This is a genomic window from Marinobacter sp. LV10R510-11A, from assembly GCF_900215155.1.
Taxonomy (GTDB): Bacteria; Pseudomonadota; Gammaproteobacteria; order Pseudomonadales; family Oleiphilaceae; genus Marinobacter.
The window spans coordinates 1018167-1036355 of record NZ_LT907980.1; the positions used below are offsets into that span (position 1 = coordinate 1018167).

The following is an 18189-nucleotide window of genomic DNA, read 5'->3' on the forward strand; positions in this document are numbered from 1 at the left end:
GGCAATCTCATGATGGACGAGAACATGTTTGGGAACACCATGTGGGCCGGGCATTGGCTGTGGATGCTGGTGATTGCGATTGTAGTCGTTATACCGGTATGGCGAATCTGTCAGCGTGCGGGATATCCAGGCTGGCTGGGATTCCTGATGCTGGTTCCGATGGTCAATCTGGCGTTGTTGTATTTCATCGCTTTTGCCAACTGGCCCGCTGATAAGACAGGAGCACGAAATGGGTGAGCATTCTGTAAAAGACCCCGTGTGCGGGATGTCCGTCGATCCCCATACCGCAGAGCATCGCAGCAAGCATGCGGGCAAGACCTGGTATTTCTGTTCGTCCGGATGCCAGTCGAAGTTCGAAGGCGATCCACAGAAGTACCTCGGTGACAAGAGTGAACCGGCAGAGCCGGTAGCGCCCGGCACCATGTACACCTGCCCGATGCATCCGGAGATTCGTCAGCAGGGGCCAGGCGATTGCCCTATTTGTGGGATGGCGCTTGAGCCGGAGGAGGTGAGTCTTGATGACGGACCCTCCGAAGAACTCACTGACATGACTCGTCGTTTCTGGATCGGTCTGGCCCTGGCGCTTCCTGTTTTTTTGCTTGAAATGGGTGGTCACTTTTTTGGGATTGACCAGATTGTGTCGCCACAAATCTCCAATTGGATTCAGTTGATTCTGGCCACGCCAGTGGTCGTCTGGTGTGGCGCGCCATTCTTCGTTCGTGGCTGGAAATCAGTCCTCAGCCGCAACTTGAATATGTTCACATTGATTGCCATTGGCACTGGCGTCGCGTTGATTTATAGCCTTGTCGCTACCTTGGTGCCGCAAATCTTTCCGGATGCCTTCCGGCAGGCGGATGGTTCGGTTGCGGTGTATTTCGAGGCCGCTGCCGTCATTGTGGTGCTGGTTTTGCTCGGGCAGGTACTGGAACTGCGGGCCCGGGAGAAGACCTCCGGCGCCATCAAGGCCCTGCTCGATCTCGCACCAGCAACCGCGAGAAAGCTGGGCGATGAAGGCGACGAGTCCGATGTTTCCCTCGACCAGGTAAAAGTCGGCGACCGCCTCCGGGTTCGCCCCGGCGACAAGGTGCCATTGGATGGCGAAGTCCTTGAAGGTAGCTCGAATGTGGATGAATCCATGGTGACCGGAGAGCCTTTGGCGGTCAGCAAAAAGACGGGCGACCAGGTGGTTGGTGGCAGCATCAATCAGCAGGGCAGCTTCATCATGCGCGCCGACAAAGTGGGGCGCGACACCATGCTGTCGCAGATCGTGCAGATGGTGGCCAGCGCACAACGTAGTCGTGCGCCGATTCAGGGCCTGGCGGACAAAGTTGCCGGCTGGTTTGTTCCTGTGGTCATCGTCATCGCTGCTATTGCGTTTATTGTCTGGTCCATTTTCGGGCCGCCACCATCAATGGCGTTCGGGCTTATTGCAGCGGTCAGTGTGTTGATCATTGCCTGCCCCTGCGCACTCGGTCTGGCAACCCCCATGTCCATCATGGTCGGCGTTGGACGCGGCGCCCAGAGCGGTGTTCTGATCAGAGATGCGGAAGCTTTGGAGCGCATGGAGAAAGTCGATACTGTGGTGGTGGATAAAACCGGCACCCTGACCGAGGGCAAACCTCAGGTGACGAGGTTGGTTCCGGCAAACGGTTTCAGCGATGATGACCTGATGCGATACGCCGGTGGTCTCGAAAAGGGCAGTGAGCATCCTTTGGCTCATGCCATTCTCGAAAAAGCCAAAACCATGGAGTTGAAATTGCCGGACGCTGAGGATTTCGACTCCCCGAACGGTAAAGGCGTCACCGGCAAGATCGATGGAAAAAAGGTTCTGCTTGGCAATCGGTTGCTGATGGAGGCAGAAAGCGTCGATACCTCCGACTTCGATGAAGAAGCGGACCAGCTGAGAAAAGACGGCGCTACCGTGATCTTTGCGTCCGTGGATGGAAAAATATGTGGTTTGCTAGCGATTGCGGACCCGGTCAAGGAGACCACGGCAGCGGCAATAACGGCTCTGCAAAAGGAAGGGATTCGGGTGGTGATGCTGACCGGAGACAACCGAACCTCCGCCGAAGCCGTGGCCCGCAAGCTCCATATTGATGAGGTGGAAGCGGAAGTACTGCCGGAAGACAAGGGCAAAATCATTCAGCGTCTGAAGGATGAGGGTCGCATTGTGGTTATGGCCGGCGATGGTGTGAACGATGCACCAGCCCTGGCCACTGCAGACGTCGGTATTGCCATGGGAACCGGGACGGACGTGGCCATTGAAAGCGCGGGTATTACGCTGTTGCGCGGCGATCTGATGGGTATTGTTGAAGCACGGAAGTTGTCAAAGGCAACTATGCGCAATATCCGGCAGAACCTGTTTTTCGCGTTTGTTTACAACACCGCTGGCGTGCCGATTGCGGCGGGGGTCTTGTATCCAGTTGCCGGCATCCTGCTGTCGCCCATCATTGCGGCTGCGGCAATGTCGTTGTCTTCGGTAAGCGTCATTACGAATGCCCTACGATTGAGGGTAGTGAAACTATCAGACGACTAGGCTGATGGAGCCTCCCCCGGAAAAAGGAGATGTGTATGTCTTATACAATGGATCGCGTTATTCAGGATGCCGATTTTGCTGAAGTGGACGAACGAACCCGTAAGGCCCTTGCCGATCGGGGCTTTGGGATTTTGACGGAAATAGACGTCAAGGCGACCATGAAAAAGAAACTGGACAAGGATATGCTCGCCTACACAATTCTCGGGGCATGTAATCCAGACATGGCTTGGGAAGCGATCGGCGTAGAACCTCGGGTAGGAGCAATGTTGCCATGCAACGTTATTCTTCGCGAGACAACCGAGGGTGTTGAAGTCAGTGCGGTTGATCCCGTTTCATCCATGAGCGCAATCGACAATGAGCAGCTCAAGCAGGTTGCGGGTGAGGTGAGAGATACGCTGTCTGAAGTTATCAACGCAATCTGACGGCTGAATCGACCAGCCAAAGAAATTGATGTACAGCAATCGAGAGGTTGATTTGAGCATAAATTCAGGTCCGATTCAGGTGGATGCAGTTAACTGGATATGTCGCAAATCGACCTCGTTAAGGAGCTTCGCTATGAAGAGTTTCACCAAAGTAATCGCAATCTCGTTGATTATGGCCACACCGGTTGTCTGGGCGCAGGGTTCAGGTAACCAGCAGAGGTCCGGTGGCATGATGATGTCCTCAGAACAAACGCAGGAAATGCAGCAGAATATGTCCCGCATGCAGAATATGACCGGCCAGATGCGGCAAAATCCCGGACAAGACCATCAAGGGCTCATGCAGGAGCATATGGAGCGCATGCAAGAGCAGATGCGCATGATGCGGGACGGTATGATGGGCAACCGGGGCATGATGGATGGCCAAGGAATGATGAAAGGCGAGGGAATGATGAATGATCAAGGTATGCAGGGGAATCCCAGCCAGGCCCAACCTGCAATTAAACCGGAGGATCGCTTCCAGTTTATGGAAAAACGCATGGATCAGATGCAGTTGATGATGGAGCAAATGCTGGAGCATCAGCAGGAGTTGCAAGGCCGCTCGAAATAATTCTCTGACATTGACGATCATCTGGAATGCCCGAGCTTTCTGGACACTTCGAAGCCTCACGCTGAAGCTGTCTCGAAAGCCTCTGGGCTTAATCGGCCCAGATGGCTGTGGCGCCGGTTTCGATTATAGAATGTTCTAGGCTTTATGGATCGCTTGCGATGCTTAAAGCAGATTACACATGGTGCGCACCGGAAATTCGCCGCTATTGTCAGCCGTCAGAGATAAACCGATCGGCTTGTTCACCATCAGGTTCAATCCCGACGCGTGCGCAGATGTCCTCAATCTGTGCGGTTAACTCTCCGAAACTGAAACGTAATAAAATTCGAGTAACTATTCAGCTCACATCTGCAACGATCATTAAAATTGAGTCTCATCGGTATCCATAAACGCAGGGTTTTTCCCTGAAAGAGTAAAGCCAGAGCCTCTGTGGCTGACATCCCCTGCTTACGGCACGTTGACAGGTAACTGCGAACGCGACAAAAGATCTTCGCCCCCGTCGTGGATCGAAAACAACCGGATATTTTCTGCTGCACTTTCGTCATGCACAGGTCGTTCTCCCCCTGATTGTTAGTGAAGGGGACGTACTCGACATCCATAAAACGCAGAACGTCGTGCTCAAAGTTGCGCAACCTTTCCAGCAAGTTTCGGGCTTTTGATCGTTTTAGCCTGCCTCGTTTCCCTGCCTCTCGCAGGCTCTCATCGGGTGGTGGACATTCACTATCTGCCTCTTCGAGAAGTTGTCGATAGCGCTGTCGCCACCGTTCAGCGTCAGTGGCTGGCAAGCGGCCACCGGCATCCGCTACCGTTGTGTTCATATCGATCAGCAGTGCTTTCATCGCCTTGGCCCAGTGTTGATCGTCCTGCTCCCATGCCCTCTCCAGCTCCCGAAGATGGTGCGCATTGCACAGGGAATGGGTGCACGCGTAACGGTAGTACGGCTTCCAATGATCGTGACACAGCACCCCGCTGAAGAAGGGTAAAGCGCCCATCTCGTCCATGGCCTCGGTGCCACGCTTGGTGTGGGGATAGAGCAGCGTCAATGCGCTATTGGACGCGCAGTGCAACCAGTGGCGCTTCCCGTCCAGGTTGATGCCGGTCTCATCAACATGCATGAGCTCAGATTTGGCGAGCTGAGCTTTCGCCCACTGCTCAAAATGATCCAGCTTCTCGTAAGCCTCTTTGTCGAAATTGAAGACAGAGCCGGCACTGACCGGAATACCCATCTGCTCCTGAAAGTGGTCACGGATTCGGTCATAGGGCAGTAGCTGAAACTGCGACATATAGACTGCATTGGCCTTGATGCCGATGCCATACTGAACCGACCGACTGACCCTGTCCGGAAAGGCAGCAACAAATCGATTCCCCTGGTCGTCTTTAATAACCTGTGCTCGGTATTCAGTCACGAATCGCGCGATATCAATATCGATGACCTGCCGTGTTTCATAACCGTCCTCTTGATACCGCCGTCCTTTTGGCAGAGAGCGTCGATCGACTTTCAGCTCTTTCACGGCATCAGGATCATCGACTGGCCGCAAGGTGGTTCCGATACGCCCCTTCTGTCCGCCAGGCTTGCTATTGCTGGAACCCTTTCTGGAAGATTTGTCACGGTTCGGATCCGTTGAGGGCGGCTTACTACTATTTTTGCTATTGAGCGTCGTGCGGTTGAGCAGTAGCGCCACCAAAACGAGCAGCACTTCCAGAGCGGCCTTGAGTGAAGGCGACAGGTCACGCTCTTTCTCAAGAAGGTTCTTGACGGAGGCGATTGCCGAATCAATGTCGATATTGTCTATTTTCAATGTCTGCTCGCACCGGGATGGCTTTGTAAGACAGCCATTATCGCACGGGTTTTCAGGGCGACATTTTTGGCTCTGAGCGCCCTTATACGGCGATTAAAAAACCGGGGCTGCCCCGTGATCGCCATCGGTCATTGAAGCCCTCCAATCGCTCTCATGTCGTCGTTTATGGCCTGTCTAGTAGCATCGGTGCGTATGCCGATAAGGTGAAGAGATTCAAGCAAAAACCCTGTCAAGAACTTTCACAGATTTTTTGAGCTGAATAGTTACCCTTAAGGGTACTATGTACGCCATCGCACCGATCGAGCCGCCCGTTCGGCGTACTAATAAATCCCGCGGTGAAACCCATTTGGATTACCGCCGGAGAGGAGATGAGCACATGTTACGCAGCGTGCATGATATTCAGGACTACGCCATCCATGCGACTGACGGCGTCATTGGTCACGTGAAGGATTTCTATTTCGATGACGAAGCGTGGGTCATCCGGTACATAATTGTGAATACCAGCAACTGATGACTTGGTCATCAAGTGCTGATTGCGCCGCAATGGATCAAGAGCGTCAGCTGGTCCGAGGCCACCGTCTCGATCGATCTGATCCGGCAGGCAGTGAAAGACGCCCCGCCGTACTACTCGACGGCGCAATTAGATCGAACGCAGGCAATGGGCATCCACGAACACTATGGTCATCCTGGCTATTGGACGACCCAGGTGATGCACTGTACCTTTCTGGAAACGATAGCCAAAAAAGGGATAAGCATGATGAACATCAAAGCAAGTGTCGTTTTTTCTTCAATTCTACTGATGTTTTCTACGTCGGTTCTAGCGGATCTCCCGGCGTCAAACCAGGCGCAGTTACGCGCCGCCATTGAGGGTAACCAGCGAAGCAAAGTTCATCAGGCTCGTGATCAGTACCGGCATCCTTTGCAAACGTTAAGTTTCTTCGGCGTAACACCATCGATGCGAGTCATTGAGGTACTACCAGGAGGTGGCTGGTATACCGAGATACTGGCGCCCTATCTCCACGATCAAGGTCAGCTCATTGAAGCCAGTTTCCCAGAGATAAGCGACAATCCGTTCTTCCGGAAAATGGCCAACCGTTTTCAGCACAAGTTGGACGGGGCGCCAGAGATTTACGGCAGAGTCCATCTCGAACCGTTTTCTCCACCTGAGTATCTGGCGTTGGGCGCCCCCAATTCCGCTGACAGAGTCCTCACGTTCAGAAGCGTCCACGACCTCGTGTTCGTCAACCCCCATGGGGAGCCTACCAGCGCCGTGATACAACAATTCTTCGGTAGCGCCTACCAAGTATTAAAGCCGGGAGGCGTGCTCGGCGTTGTCGCCCATCGTGCCGCCCCCGATATGCCTGTGGGGGAAAGTGATAAAATGGGCCGTCTGCCCCAATCGTATGTAATTGAACAGGCTCGTCGGGCCGGTTTCACCCTTGCTGCGAGTTCCGAAATCAATGCCAACCCGAAAGACGATCACAAACTGCCGGTCTGGTACCTGCCACCCTCGCTGAAGCAGGGAGACAGGAATCGTGCGCGGTACCAAATGATCGGTGAGGCGGACAACATGACATTGAAATTCGTCAAGCCCGCCGAGCCCGACTCCCCTTGATGGGACTGAATGCTGGATTAATTAAGGTAGTAAACTGTCCGCTCTCGTTTTGATTTAATTCCATGTTTCCTGAAAGGAGGACCAACAGACATGATGGGCATAGGAGGGGGTATTGTGATGTGGCTACTGGGGATACTGCTTGTTATCGCGGTTTTCTACTTCATTTTTCGGCCGTCGGCTTCGAGCAGTGGGGAAAAGCGGATAGAGGCTCCGCACCAAGAAGCGCTGGATATCCTAGCCGCACGTTATGCCCGTGGTGAAATCGACCGAGATGAATTCGAGAAGAAGAAACGGGATCTAACGGGGTCTTGACCCCGTTGACCCCGGGTGCCGATATTGCACGTACTCCTGCCTGTTGGCCGCTTTGGCCAATAAAACTGACCCACCATCCAGACCGTGCGTCAGGTTGATACGCTTGATGATCGTGACGACGAAGGCCAATCGTGTTGTGGACAGCACCAGGCCGCCCAGGTTAATAACCGGTGGCATGACTTTCTCGGTGGCTTTTACTAGAAAAAACGCCAGTGATTTTCTGCTCTTTGCCTCTGTGGGCCTCGCTCCCTCCACATTGTCGAAGGCCATAACATTGCCCCAAAAGTTTCAGGGATTTTGATCTGCGGCGCAGAGGTGACTTATGACGTCTCTTTATGCAGCGGGGGTGAGAGGCGCCCTTTTTTTATCTTTGTCTGGAAACCGTTTCGGATATGGCTTATCTTTTAATGACAATCAGTGCGGTTGTTAAGTAACCATGCCTAATGGCTTTAAATTAAATCGGTTCACCGACGAGCCTGCGGAAAAGATCCAAAAGCCACCCGCATATTGCCAGAGACTCTGCGCCGGTTGCATTCGCTCACGTACAGGGAGCCCTCCCCATGACTGATTCCACACCGCCCCTGGTGCACGTCTCCCGCCGCAACCTTATCCAGTCGGCCATAATCGGTACCGCCGCTCTTTCGACGATGTCGCCGAGCATGGCTTTGGCAAAGGCAAAAATGCCAGACCACGAAGGCCTTGTCTTTCGCGGCGAGGGCTTCCAGCCTATGGTCCTGAAACTGGTCGCGGGTGAGAGCCTGCCGATCGTCAACCGAGGTAACCAAGGTCTGAGCTTGGTCAGCGCGCCCGGAGCTCCCGAGCCAATCAAGGCGCAAATCAAGCCCGGAGAAAAAAAGAACCTCAAGTGGCCTAAGCCGGGCATATACCTGCTTTACGACGACCAAACGACCCGGTTCGACAGCAAGGTAGGGCAGGTCGTCGCTCGCAATGAGTCACCCTACTTCCCGCTACCGGCTTATGCGGCAGTGGTGGTCACTGATGAGCATGGCGGCGGCATTCCCTTCTCGGCAAAGGCGCAGGTCGATATTCCCGACTCCTATTTGACCTTTGAGCCCTGGGCGCTGGTGGTCAAAGCCGGCGCGCCCATTCAGTTTGTCAACGAAGACATGGACATGCACATCGCCATGCCGTCGGTCGAACCTATGCTTATGCCGGATCGAAAAGCGGGTCCTGGTGAGGGAAATCAACCTTGGATGGAGCAGATGGAGGCATTTGCGCCGGTCAACCTGCCCGGTAATGGAGGAAAGGGAATAGTGACCTTGGGCACTCCTGGCGTCTACCACTATTACTGCCCGATTCATGCCGCTTATAATGCAACTGCGGGTACTTATGCGCCACTGAAGAGCTACGGAGGCTATCCTTTCATCATGGATGGGCTATTGGTAGTCGAACCGGTGTGAAAGTTAAAGAGATAAAGCCGGCTGCATCCCGCACCTGCCGCTGCATTCGATTTGTTAGGTGGCAGGTAGCGGGCGAGGGGAGCGGGGGCACGGGCACTCCCTTCTCCAACCGTTCCTGTGTAAACTGATTCAGAGTCTTTGATACTGATTGATTATTATGCCGAGTGGCTCCGACGCCCGCACCATTAGGGAAGCAATATAGCGAAGAATCAGAATGGAGTTTTAAGGCCATGACGAAGATCAATGAACCCAATTTACAGCGGCGGCGTTTTTTGACTGCTGCAACATCGTTTGTGGCCGGCGCGGGCTTGGTTGGGGCCGCTATACCCTTCGTGCAATCGTGGAATCCCAGTGCCAAAGCAAAGGCTGCTGGAGCTCCAGTCAAATTTAATCCAGGAAAAATTGAACCTGGCGCCATGATTACCGTGGCGTGGCAGAGCAAACCCGTATGGGTACTTCGGCCCACGCCCGAAAATTTGAAGAATTTGACTGCGAAAGCGCATCGAGCTGAATTGCGAGACCCCGATTCCCAGGTCAATCACCAGCCTGACTACGCGAAAAATGACTATCGAAGCATCAAATAAGAGCTGTTTGTTGCGGTCGGTATTTGCACCCATTTAGGTTGCGTGCCGAACTATGAGCCACAAGGGTGGGCAGAGGTGCAACACGCACTGTTTTTTTGTCCATGTCACGGTTCAAAGTTCGATCTTGCTGGACGGGTATTTAAGGGTGTGCCGGCACCGACCAATTTGATTATTCCTCCCCACCAATATCTTGATAACGGCATGCTTGAAATCGGTGCTGATGAGAAAACGAGTTCGAGTTAGCCTATAAACAGCTGAGCCAAACCACCCGAAAGGCCGGGCTGCGGGCTGCACCGTTAGCAGGGATAGATGGTGGAGCTCCTGAACGCTTTCCCCTTGGCTCCAGCGGCGGCTTTGCCGTGTTGGTGGGCCCACGCTACTAGGGCGATCGCCGCGAGCACTAGGGCGAAGCCGACCAGGTGAATCCAGTGGAAGGCTTCGCCGAGCCAGACATACGATACTAGCAGGCCGCTGGCCGGCATCGCTCCCATGAAGCCCGCGGCTGTGCTCGCCTGCACCGACTTTAGGCCATAGAACCACAGCATCGTGCCGATCCCGTATGGCCCGACCCCCCACCAGGCGAGGGCGCTCCACTGCTCGATGCTTGGGGCGCCGAAGTCGAAATTAGCCGCTTGGTATAAGCCCGGTGCGGCGAAGATGCCGACGGCAATCCACGCCGCCAGCGGGATTAAGAGAACCGGCCTCACCTCGCTGGTGACGCGTTTGGCAAAGAGGGAGTAGGCTGTCGCGCTAGCCACCGCTCCTAGCATAAGAAGACTCCCGAGAATCGAGATCCAGACGCCTTGGCCGCCCGCCTCGGCTCCAGAGGTGTTGATGACCAAGACACCCGCGATCGACAGTCCAACCGCCATCAGCTTCGCTGGACCGAGTGTGTCTCCCAGAAACCAGGCCGCCCCAACGGCGACGGCAGCGGGGCTAGTGCTCATCACCACCGCACCGATGACACCGCTGACCAAGGCCATGCCGCTGAGTAGGAACAAGCTGAAAGCGACGAGGCCAATCGCTCCGATCCCACCGATCAGCAGCCAGTTGCGCTGGCTGATTCCGCGTAGCTCCCGGCGGTAGATAATCAGCAGCGGCGTAGTGAGCAGGGCGGCCAGTAACAGCCGCAAGAACGGTGCCAGGAAAATGGGGAACCCTTCTGTCACGATCTTGGCGGTCGGCGTGCCGCTCCCAAAAAATAACATACCGAAGAGCAGCGCCGTAAATACACCAATTCCCTGCATTCAAAAAATCCCTGTTGCCCGAAATTCATAAAGTAGAGCGCCTTTCGTGTTAAAAAGTCAACGAAAGGCGGTTCGACCAAGCCATTTTTCAGCGCTGCGTAGTGGAGACGTCAGCGTAGCCGAGTCGGTGAATGTTCGTTACTCGGCGGTTCCTGCCTCATTACCACAGTACAACTCGTAGAGAAGCTCGATAACTCGACGTGCCTCATCTCCTGCGAGGGAGTAGTGCATGTTTCGCGCCTCACGTCGGACAAACACCAAGCCGTCTTTTCGCAATAGAGAGAGTTGCTGGGAGATCGCCGCGTGGCGCATCTCCAGCGCTTCCGCTAGCTCGCCCACCGTTCTCTCGCCGTTGACCAGTTGGCACAGAATCATCAGCCTGCTGTGCCCGGAAAGTGCCTTTAACAAATTGGTGGCTCGATCCGCCGCTTCCAACATACGATCTTGGTTCATATCTTCATATCTTCATATCTTCATATCTATACAAGTGTGAATATGTTAGGTTCGCTGAGCGAGCATTGGATCGTAAGGCCTTGCTTGCCTCTCGTCGTTTGGCCGCTTCGGTAAGTGGTGGGTACACGACCGGAACCTTGCAAACTCTATGCGTGCGGTACTCTTACGTGACTACGTGACTACGTGACGGAGACCGCCGAAACGCCAAAGATTCGTCAATATAGCAGGAGATACCCATGTCGATCGACCGTCTCGTACTCGCATTCGCCGGTACTTTCGTTCTCGTGAGCCTCGCCCTTTCCCAGTTTCACTCGACATACTGGCTATGGTTTACCGCGTTTGTAGGCGCCAATATGCTGCAGTCTGCCTTCACCGGGTTCTGTCCACTGGCAAAGATCCTTAAGGCACTGGGTAAGAAGCCCGGCAATGCCTTTGACTGACGCTGGGGGCTCCGCAAATGTCTGAAAAGATTGATAGATCGTGGAGATCTGTCGCGACCGACCGTCCTCGCCTGATCGTATGGGCCATGGTGCTCGTCACACTGACGTTAGTGGCTCTGGCGGCGCTACCGAGCCTCTGGCTCGAGCGGTTCAGCCTGCTCAATCCACTGGCTGTTGATACCGACCCGGAGAACATGCTTGCCGCCGATGAGCCGGTACGAGTCTTCCATGACGAAATGAAGGCACGGTTCTCGCTTTATGACATGGTGGTTGTGGGTGTCGTCAACGAGACCAATCCCGACGGGGTTTTAAACGTCGACTCGCTGCGGCGAATCTACGAATTGACCTAGAGTTCGTCCCCTTCGCTGAAAAGTTCGAATTCAGGCGCTAACGGTTCACCGGTATCGATCACCGAGAGCTGACTCTGCAGGATGGACTCTGAGTGCCCCTTCATATCAATGGCCTTGAGGCTAGGTTGAACAGAGCCATTCCGTTGCATTCAATACGGTTAAGTATGGCGTGACATGGCTTCTCTGTCTTGACGTGTTTGATGGCGGCGGTGAGCTCAACTCTACACGTTAGACCATCCTATAAATTGAAACTGAACCTTAGGCGATCTCGACTTCGTTGTCTGCATGTGGTTTTACAAACTCCTGCCAACCCTTAAACCAGAGTACGCCAATATTTTGTGGCACGCGGAGCTGGTTGGTGAATCCCACGAAAGCATCGCGGTAGTGTTTGATATCTCCGAGGGTAATTTGAGGGAGCGGTTGCATCGGTCGCGAGAGGCTCTGCGAAAACGGCTGGAAGAGACGTGTCAGAGCTGCCGAATTCATGGCTATCTGGATTGTGGTTGCGTCGCGCAAGCAGTCAGATAATATCGAGTGAGAGGCACCGCGTCCTGTTTTTTAGCAAGCTGGATTTGAAAGACGACATGGCCGTTGTGCCGGAATGCTACTTCGCTGGCAACAAGGTAGAACCGCCACATGCGACAGAACCGCTCGTCATAGATTGACCGTACTTGATCCAGTTTGGCCTCGAACCGATTGCGCCACTCCTTCAGCGTCTCCGCATAATGAAGTCGCCACACTTCGACATCGGTAACATAGAGACCGGACTGTTCCACGATGGCAAGTACCTCCGATAGGGCAGGGCTGTAGCCACCGGGGAAAATATAATTGGCGATCCAGGGATTGGTTGATCCCGGTCCGTCGGCCCGGCCGATCGTGTGCAGCAGGGCGACACCATCGTCTTTGAGGCGGTCTCGCAGGGTGGCGAAGAACTCCTTGTAGTGTGGAACCCCGACATGCTCGAACATGCCGACTGATACGATCCGATCAAAAGTGCCGTCGATGTCGCGGTAGTCTTGCAGACAAAATTGCACGCGGTCGCCAAAACCTTCGGCCCGAGCACGCTCTTCCGCGATCTTGTGTTGCTCATGCGAGAGGGTCACCCCGGTGACGCGGGCACCATAGTCACGAGCGAGATGAAGCCCGAGCCCGCCCCAGCCACAGCCGATATCAAGAACCCGTTGTTCTGGCGACAGGAGGAGTTTGGCGGCGATCAGCGTTTTCTTATTGCTTTGCGCTGTCTCAAGAGTGTCACCTGCATCTCGAAAATAGGCACAGGAGTATTGACGGTCGGCGTCTAGGAACAGGTCGTATAGCGCACCGGACAGATCATAATGATGCGCCACGTTGCGCTGAGCTCGCCCGGCAGGGTTGAACTGCGAGAGCCTGCGGTAAAGCCGCCGGAGGTGTGCTAACCAGTGGTAATGCCATACGTCGGGCTGGAGTCTCAGATTGACGACCAACAATTCGACCAGATCATAGATATCATCCTGGTCGACAGTGAGTGTGCCGTCCATATAGGCCTCGCCCAATGCGAGGTCGGGATTGATCAGGAGTTTGCGTGGCAGCGCGCGCACGTGCAAACGCATGGTGACGGCAGGTGTCAACCCATCACCGTATCGTATTGACCTCCCGTCAGGGTAGACGACGACCAAGGCCCCCTGATTGATCAGGCGCTTCAAAAAAATAGAGAGCAATCTTGTCCACATCGTTTTTCCTCGTCGTTATGGTTTCTCAGCTGTTGAAAGAATGACTTCTTCTTCCAAATCGTTGTCACGGATGGGCCTGAGATATATTCGGTAGCCTCGACCGTTTCCCGATAACACCATAACCATTGATTGATACTCGCAGTGTCGGCTGCTGTGTCATGTAACTTCTCCGCTTGGTCGCGTGAATCGATGGCAGCGAGGTAACCTTGCTCCTATCCTAGTCTATACTGTGAAACTGAACCCTGTCTGAATGCCTTCAACCGTAACCCTTCAATTTCCTACGTCCTGACGAAACGCTGAACAATCGCCAGCAGTCTGGCTCTTGTTCGGAAAACAATTCCGGAACAGCAATGCGCTGTTTTTGAGAGTCGTTTGGCAAATTGGCGAGCCACTTCGTCCACCTAAGACAGGCATTCGCTCTAGAGGAAGGGTGTTGCCCCGTCATCTGATATTTCTGGCTGGTGTTGAATCGCTCAATGGATTTCTACTCATTTCCTGTTCTACCTCATTTATCTTTTTGCTGATGTCAGGCAATCACTTGAATGCCTCCGCTGACTGATAGGTCAGTAAAATAACGGCTTCATTTGTGAAAACCGCCGTGCTCGGGCGGCCTCAAAACAAGTGGTGTTGCACCTATTACTTGAACTTAGGAATACGAGCAGTGCTGCACTTATTACTTGAACTCAGGCGTGACTGGAAAACATCTTATGGTATTAGCGCTTATTGTGTTTGAGAGCATGAACTTTTTGATGGATTTAGTTTGACGAATCCTGAGGAATCCATCGTTCAGATTTGCTCATTTTCATGTGTATCTGTTTATGATGAATATTCAGCGCCCTCGTATCTACTTTCTCGACCGTTTTGTTCGGATAGCTTCGCGCCTCGTTCATTCGATCCGCCAAGACAGAATTGGCATTTTCCATAGTAGAGAACATCTCTGTGGTTGCTGCTGCGATAATTGTTTTCCATATTTAATACTAGTTTCCAAATTACCGAAATTAGTTTAGTAATTCAGTTTGGTTTCAGGTTTGTATGTTGTAATGCTTAAGCTCAAGGCGTCACCAGCACGGGATAATGATGTCGGTGCTTTCGGGCGCGGATTTCTCATTCGAACAACGATTTCAGGAGAACAAAGCTATGTCAACGACGAACGGAGTCGACGTCGAGCAACTCGGCCAAGCGACCCAAGCGATCACGCAAGCACCGAACGCCGGGCAGTTCACGTTTCGTGCCCGCACGAACTGGACTGGCGCCCTGCAGAGTGTGACGACCATCGACGGCTTCGATCAAGCCGGTGAACACGTCACTACACGGCAATTCGAAATCGAAGGCGACGAACCGGAACAGATTCTTGGCCAGCGCGCTGCGCCGAACGCGGTCGAACTTCTTCTCGCGGCGCTGGGTTCATGTCTAAGCGTTGGGTACGCGGCGAACGCCGCCGCCATGGGCATCAAACTGGACCACCTGCGGTTCGACCTCGAAGGCGACCTGGACCTACGGGGATTTCTCGGGATATCCCAAGACGTCCGTCCCGGCTACGGGTCCATCCGATGTGTCGCACACGTCGATACGGACGCCTCGGAGAAAGAGCTCGCCGAACTCCGAAGACGAGTCGAAGCGACGTCTCCGTTGGTGGACAACATCACCAACGCCGTGAACCTCGAAATCGAACTGGTCGTCGACTGACGGAAGAAATGCGAACCAATAAGTTGCTCGCCGAACACGAGTTGGTGCGCCATCTGTCGGCGCCATGCCCTGATCCGGCGCTGTAACGTGCGCAGCTGGTCATCTGGAAAGATCCCGGGGTAGTCACTCTGCAGTCGCGTGAACAGGTCTCTGCCCGTTCGATCGGGCTCTTTATCCAGCCATTGTCAGATTGTCGGCCAGACGGTTTCGAAGGGATCTTTGCGCGTGCGCCCGTATTGGCAAGCGCTGAGTTTGGCTTGGTGTGTCGGTCGCACCTCACCCTCGTGCCACGCGCTCGACAGGCCAGCGAGGAATCGGGTGAGGTCGTCCTTGGGCGGCGCGGGTACTGACGGTTGGCCGCCATCCGCCAGTAACGCGAGCTAGCGCTGTCGATCGCGGATTGGGTCGAGCAGCAGCAACGGATCGAGGGTTTCAGTCATGTCGTGTAGACGGGCCTTCACCTGCTCGGAAATATCGTTCGATGACAACAGTCTTGCGCAAGGGGTCTGCGGTGCATCGTAGTGCTTGACGATGCGCCTGCTGCGGCGGACTTTTTCTTTGAGCTTGAACGACGGTTGGAAAAAGTTGACAAATAATCGGGCAAACGCATAAAGCTGCGCGAAGGTATCGACGGCGATTTGGCCCTTGAGTCGGCGGTAACCGACCAGGCGCCTGACCACGGATCCGTTTTTCTGCTCAATCCACGCCTGATCGTTCTTGTGATAGGGTCGCGAGCGTGTGAACTTGATGTCGTGACTCGCGCAATACTGCACGAGTGCGTCGTTGATGAACGCCGAGCCATTGTCGACATCAAGGCCGGGAAGGGCAGACCCCGAATGGTGGTTGTCGCGATTCTTTGGGCCATCAGCTTTCCGTTCATAACCGTTGGGTTACCGGATCGCCTCCCTTACTGTTCGCGTCTCTGAGGGCACTGTTGGCGGGAGGATGTTTAATTGTTGTAGGAATGAAAATGGGGCGAGGCCCCATTACTCGTTTCGGGGTTTGATGATGCTTGCGCTGATTGGTTTCAGTTACACCGGAAGGGGCCTCGGCGGCATGTTTCTCGGGGCGAGTAACGTAGGGCCAGGCGTCGCAACTGTGCTGGCGAATGCGCAACCTCTGTTCGCCGCGATACTGTCGCTTTTTATACTTAAGGAAGTAATTACCGTTTGTTTGTATTTGGGCTTGTTCATCGGCTTTGTCGGGGTTGTTATTCTCGCTCTACCCGGTTTTGACTTTGGTGCAGATCGTTCTATCGGCGCGCTGTATGTACTTGGTGGGGCCGTTGGGACGGCAATTGGTAATGTTCTGTTGAAACTTCAGGCCGGCGAGGGAGATGTGTACTGGCCGATGGGGATTCAGCTCATTCTTGGGGCAGCATTTCTTTTTGTCACTTCATTGTTAGCGGGTGAAGGCTTTGAAGTTGACTGGACATGGTCATTTGCCGGAGCGGTCTTCGTGCTTGCAGCTCCGGCGACCGCGTTAATGGTTGTGCTCTGGTATGAGCTTCTGGCCAGAGCACCGTTAAATAAACTCAACTCTTTTACTTTTCTAACACCGGTGTTCGGTTTACTTATCGGGACTCTATTTTTCAATGAAACGTTTCGGTGGTGGAGCTCGCCGGGATCGCGGTCACTGTTTTAGGGTTAATGGTAATCATCATAATTCCAAATCAGGAAAACATACGCAATGCTAATAATAGCGACAGCAAATTTGGAAGGCTGGAGCGCTTGGCCTCGTTGGAGATGAAATGGGTTCTCTGAATGTTTCGCGTAGACCAAGGGCCGCAGCCGTGCTCGCTCTAATGGTCTGGGGTGTAAGCTTCTTTCTGCATTTTTTCTGGGAAATGGCACAAGTACCGTTTTTCCTTGGTATGGCCGAAGCGCGTCACTGGGATGTAGTCTGGCTCTGTACACGTGCGACCCTCGGAGACGCGAATATAGCCTTTGGCGCTTACACGATGGCGGCATGTTTATCCCGGGATTGGTTCTGGGTGGCGAAATCCTGGAGCCGGTCGACTCTGTTGGTCTATCTCTGTGTCGGACTGATCGTGACGATTATTTTTGAGTATTGGGCAACGGGAGACGGACAAAGATGGAGTTACAGTGAACGGATGCCCGAACTTGCTGTGACCGGCACAGGAATATTGCCTCTAGCCCAGTGGGTGGTCTTGCCAATGTTGCTAGCTTATTCCACAAGATGGATGTTTCTTGGGTGGTTGGTTTCGAAGCGTGAGGAAGAGCACATTTAGAGTATATTCAGAGTAAAATAATCAGCCACGCTCTTCTTAGCGTGGCTGGAAAATATCTTATGGTATTAGCGCTCATTGTATGTGAGCGCGTGGGTTTAAAAATATTTTTAGTTTGACGAATCCTGATGATCCCTTAGTTCAGATTTACTCATTTTCATATGCATCTGTTTATGGTGAATAGTCAACGCCCTCGTATCTACTTTCTCGACCGTTTTGTTCGGGTAGGTTCGCGCCTCGTTTATTCGATCCGCCAAACCAGAATTGGCATTTGCCATAGTAGAGAGCATGGCTGTGATTGCTGCTGCGATAATTGTTTTTCCTGATTAGCAACGATCGTCAGCCCAGCTTTCCTTCATGACGACAAGCGCTATACTGTATATACGTATAGCTGACCGATGGAGGATGACACCATGGCGATGAACCCCATCCAGTTCCAGCCCGGCCTGTCGATGCCCGAGTTTTTCGAGCGCTATGGGAGCGAAACGCAGTGTGCGGCGGCGTTAGAGCAGACGCGCTGGCCGAACGGCTTTCGCTGCCCACGCTGCGAGGGCACGGCCTATTCTCGGGTGCGTCGGCGGCACCACACGCTATTCCAGTGCCGCGCCTGTCGCCACCATCGAACCATTGCGCCCCAGCGGTAAAATAAGTTTCGTAGACCACCTGCACCTCTCGATTACAGCTCCTAATATCCTAAATGATACGTTTTTCCTGATTTGGAACTACGATTATCACCAGTAGCCCCACAACCGTGATCGCAATT

The 18189-nt window shown here is 53.7% G+C and carries 19 protein-coding genes and 3 pseudogenes; 16 read left to right on the forward strand and 6 right to left on the reverse strand.

Annotated features, from left to right (window positions below):
- Positions 1-9: 9 nt before the first annotated feature.
- The 4 genes from CPH80_RS04830 to CPH80_RS04845 all read left to right on the forward strand — a co-directional run bounded on the left by CPH80_RS04830 (position 10) and on the right by CPH80_RS04845 (position 3565).
- A complete protein-coding gene (locus CPH80_RS04830; protein ID WP_096275861.1) occupies positions 10-237 on the forward strand; it encodes a hypothetical protein in 228 nt (75 codons plus the stop codon).
- Positions 230-2536 (forward strand): heavy metal translocating P-type ATPase, encoded by a 2307-nt coding sequence (locus tag CPH80_RS04835; protein WP_096275862.1) that lies wholly within the window; start codon positions 230-232, stop codon positions 2534-2536. Before CPH80_RS04830 ends, CPH80_RS04835 begins: the two co-directional genes overlap by 8 nt.
- A gap of 35 nt (positions 2537-2571) precedes the next feature.
- The gene (locus CPH80_RS04840) at positions 2572-2958 is read left to right on the forward strand and encodes a DUF302 domain-containing protein (protein WP_096275863.1); all 387 of its coding nucleotides are present in this window, start codon (positions 2572-2574) and stop codon (positions 2956-2958) included.
- Between the two features lie 133 nt (positions 2959-3091).
- Positions 3092-3565: a hypothetical protein gene (locus tag CPH80_RS04845; protein WP_096275864.1), complete on the forward strand. Its 474-nt coding sequence runs from the start codon at positions 3092-3094 to the stop codon at positions 3563-3565.
- Positions 3566-3922: 357 nt separating this feature from the next.
- Here the strand turns inward: CPH80_RS04845 and tnpC are convergent.
- Positions 3923-5361 (reverse strand): annotated as a pseudogene (tnpC, locus tag CPH80_RS04850) (IS66 family transposase).
- 376 nt (positions 5362-5737) lie between these two features.
- On the opposite strand from tnpC, the gene CPH80_RS22900 reads away from it, so the two are divergent.
- The 3 genes from CPH80_RS22900 (at position 5738) to CPH80_RS04860 (ending at position 7288) form a co-directional block, all read left to right on the forward strand.
- Complete coding sequence (locus tag CPH80_RS22900) at positions 5738-5872, forward strand: hypothetical protein (RefSeq protein WP_264754818.1); 135 nt, start codon at positions 5738-5740, stop codon at positions 5870-5872.
- A 15-nt stretch (positions 5873-5887) separates the two neighbouring features.
- Complete coding sequence (locus tag CPH80_RS04855; protein ID WP_197703608.1) at positions 5888-6976, forward strand: class I SAM-dependent methyltransferase; 1089 nt, start codon at positions 5888-5890, stop codon at positions 6974-6976.
- Between the two features lie 90 nt (positions 6977-7066).
- Positions 7067-7288, forward strand: a complete 222-nt coding sequence (locus tag CPH80_RS04860; protein WP_096275865.1) for an SHOCT domain-containing protein — start codon at positions 7067-7069, stop codon at positions 7286-7288.
- On the opposite strand, the gene CPH80_RS04865 is transcribed toward CPH80_RS04860, so the two are convergent.
- Positions 7274-7558, reverse strand: a complete 285-nt coding sequence (locus CPH80_RS04865) for a hypothetical protein (RefSeq protein ID WP_096275866.1) — start codon at positions 7556-7558, stop codon at positions 7274-7276. The genes CPH80_RS04860 and CPH80_RS04865 overlap by 15 nt on opposite strands.
- A 290-nt stretch (positions 7559-7848) precedes the next feature.
- On the opposite strand from CPH80_RS04865, the gene CPH80_RS04870 reads away from it, so the two are divergent.
- Both CPH80_RS04870 and petA read left to right on the forward strand, forming a co-directional pair.
- Positions 7849-8709, forward strand: a complete 861-nt coding sequence (locus CPH80_RS04870) for a hypothetical protein (protein ID WP_096275867.1) — start codon at positions 7849-7851, stop codon at positions 8707-8709.
- A gap of 230 nt (positions 8710-8939) precedes the next feature.
- A pseudogene (petA, locus tag CPH80_RS04875) lies at positions 8940-9536 on the forward strand (ubiquinol-cytochrome c reductase iron-sulfur subunit).
- A 53-nt stretch (positions 9537-9589) separates the two neighbouring features.
- On the opposite strand, the gene CPH80_RS04880 reads toward petA, so the two are convergent.
- Positions 9590-10540, reverse strand: coding sequence for a DMT family transporter (locus tag CPH80_RS04880; RefSeq protein WP_096275868.1), 951 nt, complete (start codon positions 10538-10540; stop codon positions 9590-9592).
- A 138-nt stretch (positions 10541-10678) separates the two neighbouring features.
- Complete coding sequence (locus CPH80_RS04885) at positions 10679-10993, reverse strand: ArsR/SmtB family transcription factor (RefSeq protein WP_096275869.1); 315 nt, start codon at positions 10991-10993, stop codon at positions 10679-10681.
- Between the two features lie 236 nt (positions 10994-11229).
- Between CPH80_RS04885 and CPH80_RS04890 the strand changes: the two genes are divergently transcribed.
- From CPH80_RS04890 to CPH80_RS04900, 3 genes are all read left to right on the forward strand, one after another.
- Positions 11230-11433 (forward strand): DUF2892 domain-containing protein, encoded by a 204-nt coding sequence (locus tag CPH80_RS04890; protein ID WP_096275870.1) that lies wholly within the window; start codon positions 11230-11232, stop codon positions 11431-11433.
- A 17-nt stretch (positions 11434-11450) separates the two neighbouring features.
- On the forward strand, positions 11451-11783 hold the full coding sequence (locus CPH80_RS04895) for a hypothetical protein (RefSeq protein ID WP_180326148.1): 333 nt from the start codon (positions 11451-11453) through the stop codon (positions 11781-11783).
- Between the two features lie 285 nt (positions 11784-12068).
- Positions 12069-12311: an RNA polymerase sigma factor gene (locus CPH80_RS04900; protein WP_096275871.1), complete on the forward strand. Its 243-nt coding sequence runs from the start codon at positions 12069-12071 to the stop codon at positions 12309-12311.
- Here the strand turns inward: CPH80_RS04900 and CPH80_RS04905 are convergent.
- Positions 12272-13492 carry an SAM-dependent methyltransferase gene (locus CPH80_RS04905; RefSeq protein WP_096275872.1) on the reverse strand — a complete coding sequence of 407 codons (1221 nt, stop codon included), beginning with the start codon at positions 13490-13492 and terminating at the stop codon, positions 12272-12274. The two genes, CPH80_RS04900 and CPH80_RS04905, sit on opposite strands and share 40 nt — an antisense overlap.
- Positions 13493-14629: 1137 nt before the next feature.
- Here CPH80_RS04905 and CPH80_RS04910 point away from each other — a divergent pair.
- Entirely contained in the window at positions 14630-15178 is a 549-nt protein-coding gene (locus CPH80_RS04910; protein ID WP_096281413.1) for an OsmC family protein, read from the forward strand.
- 380 nt (positions 15179-15558) lie between these two features.
- Here CPH80_RS04910 and CPH80_RS04915 read toward each other — a convergent pair whose 3' ends face one another.
- Positions 15559-15951 carry a hypothetical protein gene (locus CPH80_RS04915; RefSeq protein WP_227520356.1) on the reverse strand — a complete coding sequence of 131 codons (393 nt, stop codon included), beginning with the start codon at positions 15949-15951 and terminating at the stop codon, positions 15559-15561.
- Positions 15952-16183: 232 nt separating this feature from the next.
- Between CPH80_RS04915 and CPH80_RS04920 the strand changes: the two genes are divergently transcribed.
- The 3 genes and pseudogenes from CPH80_RS04920 to CPH80_RS04935 all read left to right on the forward strand — a co-directional run.
- Positions 16184-16822 carry a DMT family transporter gene (locus tag CPH80_RS04920; protein ID WP_264754819.1) on the forward strand — a complete coding sequence of 213 codons (639 nt, stop codon included), beginning with the start codon at positions 16184-16186 and terminating at the stop codon, positions 16820-16822.
- A gap of 106 nt (positions 16823-16928) precedes the next feature.
- Entirely contained in the window at positions 16929-17429 is a 501-nt protein-coding gene (locus CPH80_RS04925) for a hypothetical protein (protein WP_096275874.1), read from the forward strand.
- A 410-nt stretch (positions 17430-17839) separates the two neighbouring features.
- A pseudogene (locus CPH80_RS04935) lies at positions 17840-18055 on the forward strand (transposase); the annotation flags it as partial.
- Positions 18056-18189 lie beyond the last annotated feature (134 nt).

Coding starts and splice junctions, on each gene's coding strand:
- CPH80_RS04830 (WP_096275861.1), top strand. CDS start 10: ATGATGGACGAGAACATGTTTGGGAACACCATGTGGGCCGGGCATTGG.
- CPH80_RS04835 (WP_096275862.1), top strand. CDS start 230: ATGGGTGAGCATTCTGTAAAAGACCCCGTGTGCGGGATGTCCGTCGAT.
- CPH80_RS04840 (WP_096275863.1), top strand. CDS start 2,572: ATGTCTTATACAATGGATCGCGTTATTCAGGATGCCGATTTTGCTGAA.
- CPH80_RS04845 (WP_096275864.1), top strand. CDS start 3,092: ATGAAGAGTTTCACCAAAGTAATCGCAATCTCGTTGATTATGGCCACA.
- CPH80_RS22900 (WP_264754818.1), top strand. CDS start 5,738: ATGTTACGCAGCGTGCATGATATTCAGGACTACGCCATCCATGCGACT.
- CPH80_RS04860 (WP_096275865.1), top strand. CDS start 7,067: ATGATGGGCATAGGAGGGGGTATTGTGATGTGGCTACTGGGGATACTG.
- CPH80_RS04865 (WP_096275866.1), bottom strand. CDS start 7,558: ATGGCCTTCGACAATGTGGAGGGAGCGAGGCCCACAGAGGCAAAGAGC.
- CPH80_RS04870 (WP_096275867.1), top strand. CDS start 7,849: ATGACTGATTCCACACCGCCCCTGGTGCACGTCTCCCGCCGCAACCTT.
- CPH80_RS04880 (WP_096275868.1), bottom strand. CDS start 10,540: ATGCAGGGAATTGGTGTATTTACGGCGCTGCTCTTCGGTATGTTATTT.
- CPH80_RS04885 (WP_096275869.1), bottom strand. CDS start 10,993: ATGAACCAAGATCGTATGTTGGAAGCGGCGGATCGAGCCACCAATTTG.
- CPH80_RS04890 (WP_096275870.1), top strand. CDS start 11,230: ATGTCGATCGACCGTCTCGTACTCGCATTCGCCGGTACTTTCGTTCTC.
- CPH80_RS04895 (WP_180326148.1), top strand. CDS start 11,451: ATGTCTGAAAAGATTGATAGATCGTGGAGATCTGTCGCGACCGACCGT.
- CPH80_RS04900 (WP_096275871.1), top strand. CDS start 12,069: ATGTGGTTTTACAAACTCCTGCCAACCCTTAAACCAGAGTACGCCAAT.
- CPH80_RS04905 (WP_096275872.1), bottom strand. CDS start 13,492: ATGTGGACAAGATTGCTCTCTATTTTTTTGAAGCGCCTGATCAATCAG.
- CPH80_RS04910 (WP_096281413.1), top strand. CDS start 14,630: ATGTCAACGACGAACGGAGTCGACGTCGAGCAACTCGGCCAAGCGACC.
- CPH80_RS04920 (WP_264754819.1), top strand. CDS start 16,184: ATGATGCTTGCGCTGATTGGTTTCAGTTACACCGGAAGGGGCCTCGGC.
- CPH80_RS04925 (WP_096275874.1), top strand. CDS start 16,929: ATGGGTTCTCTGAATGTTTCGCGTAGACCAAGGGCCGCAGCCGTGCTC.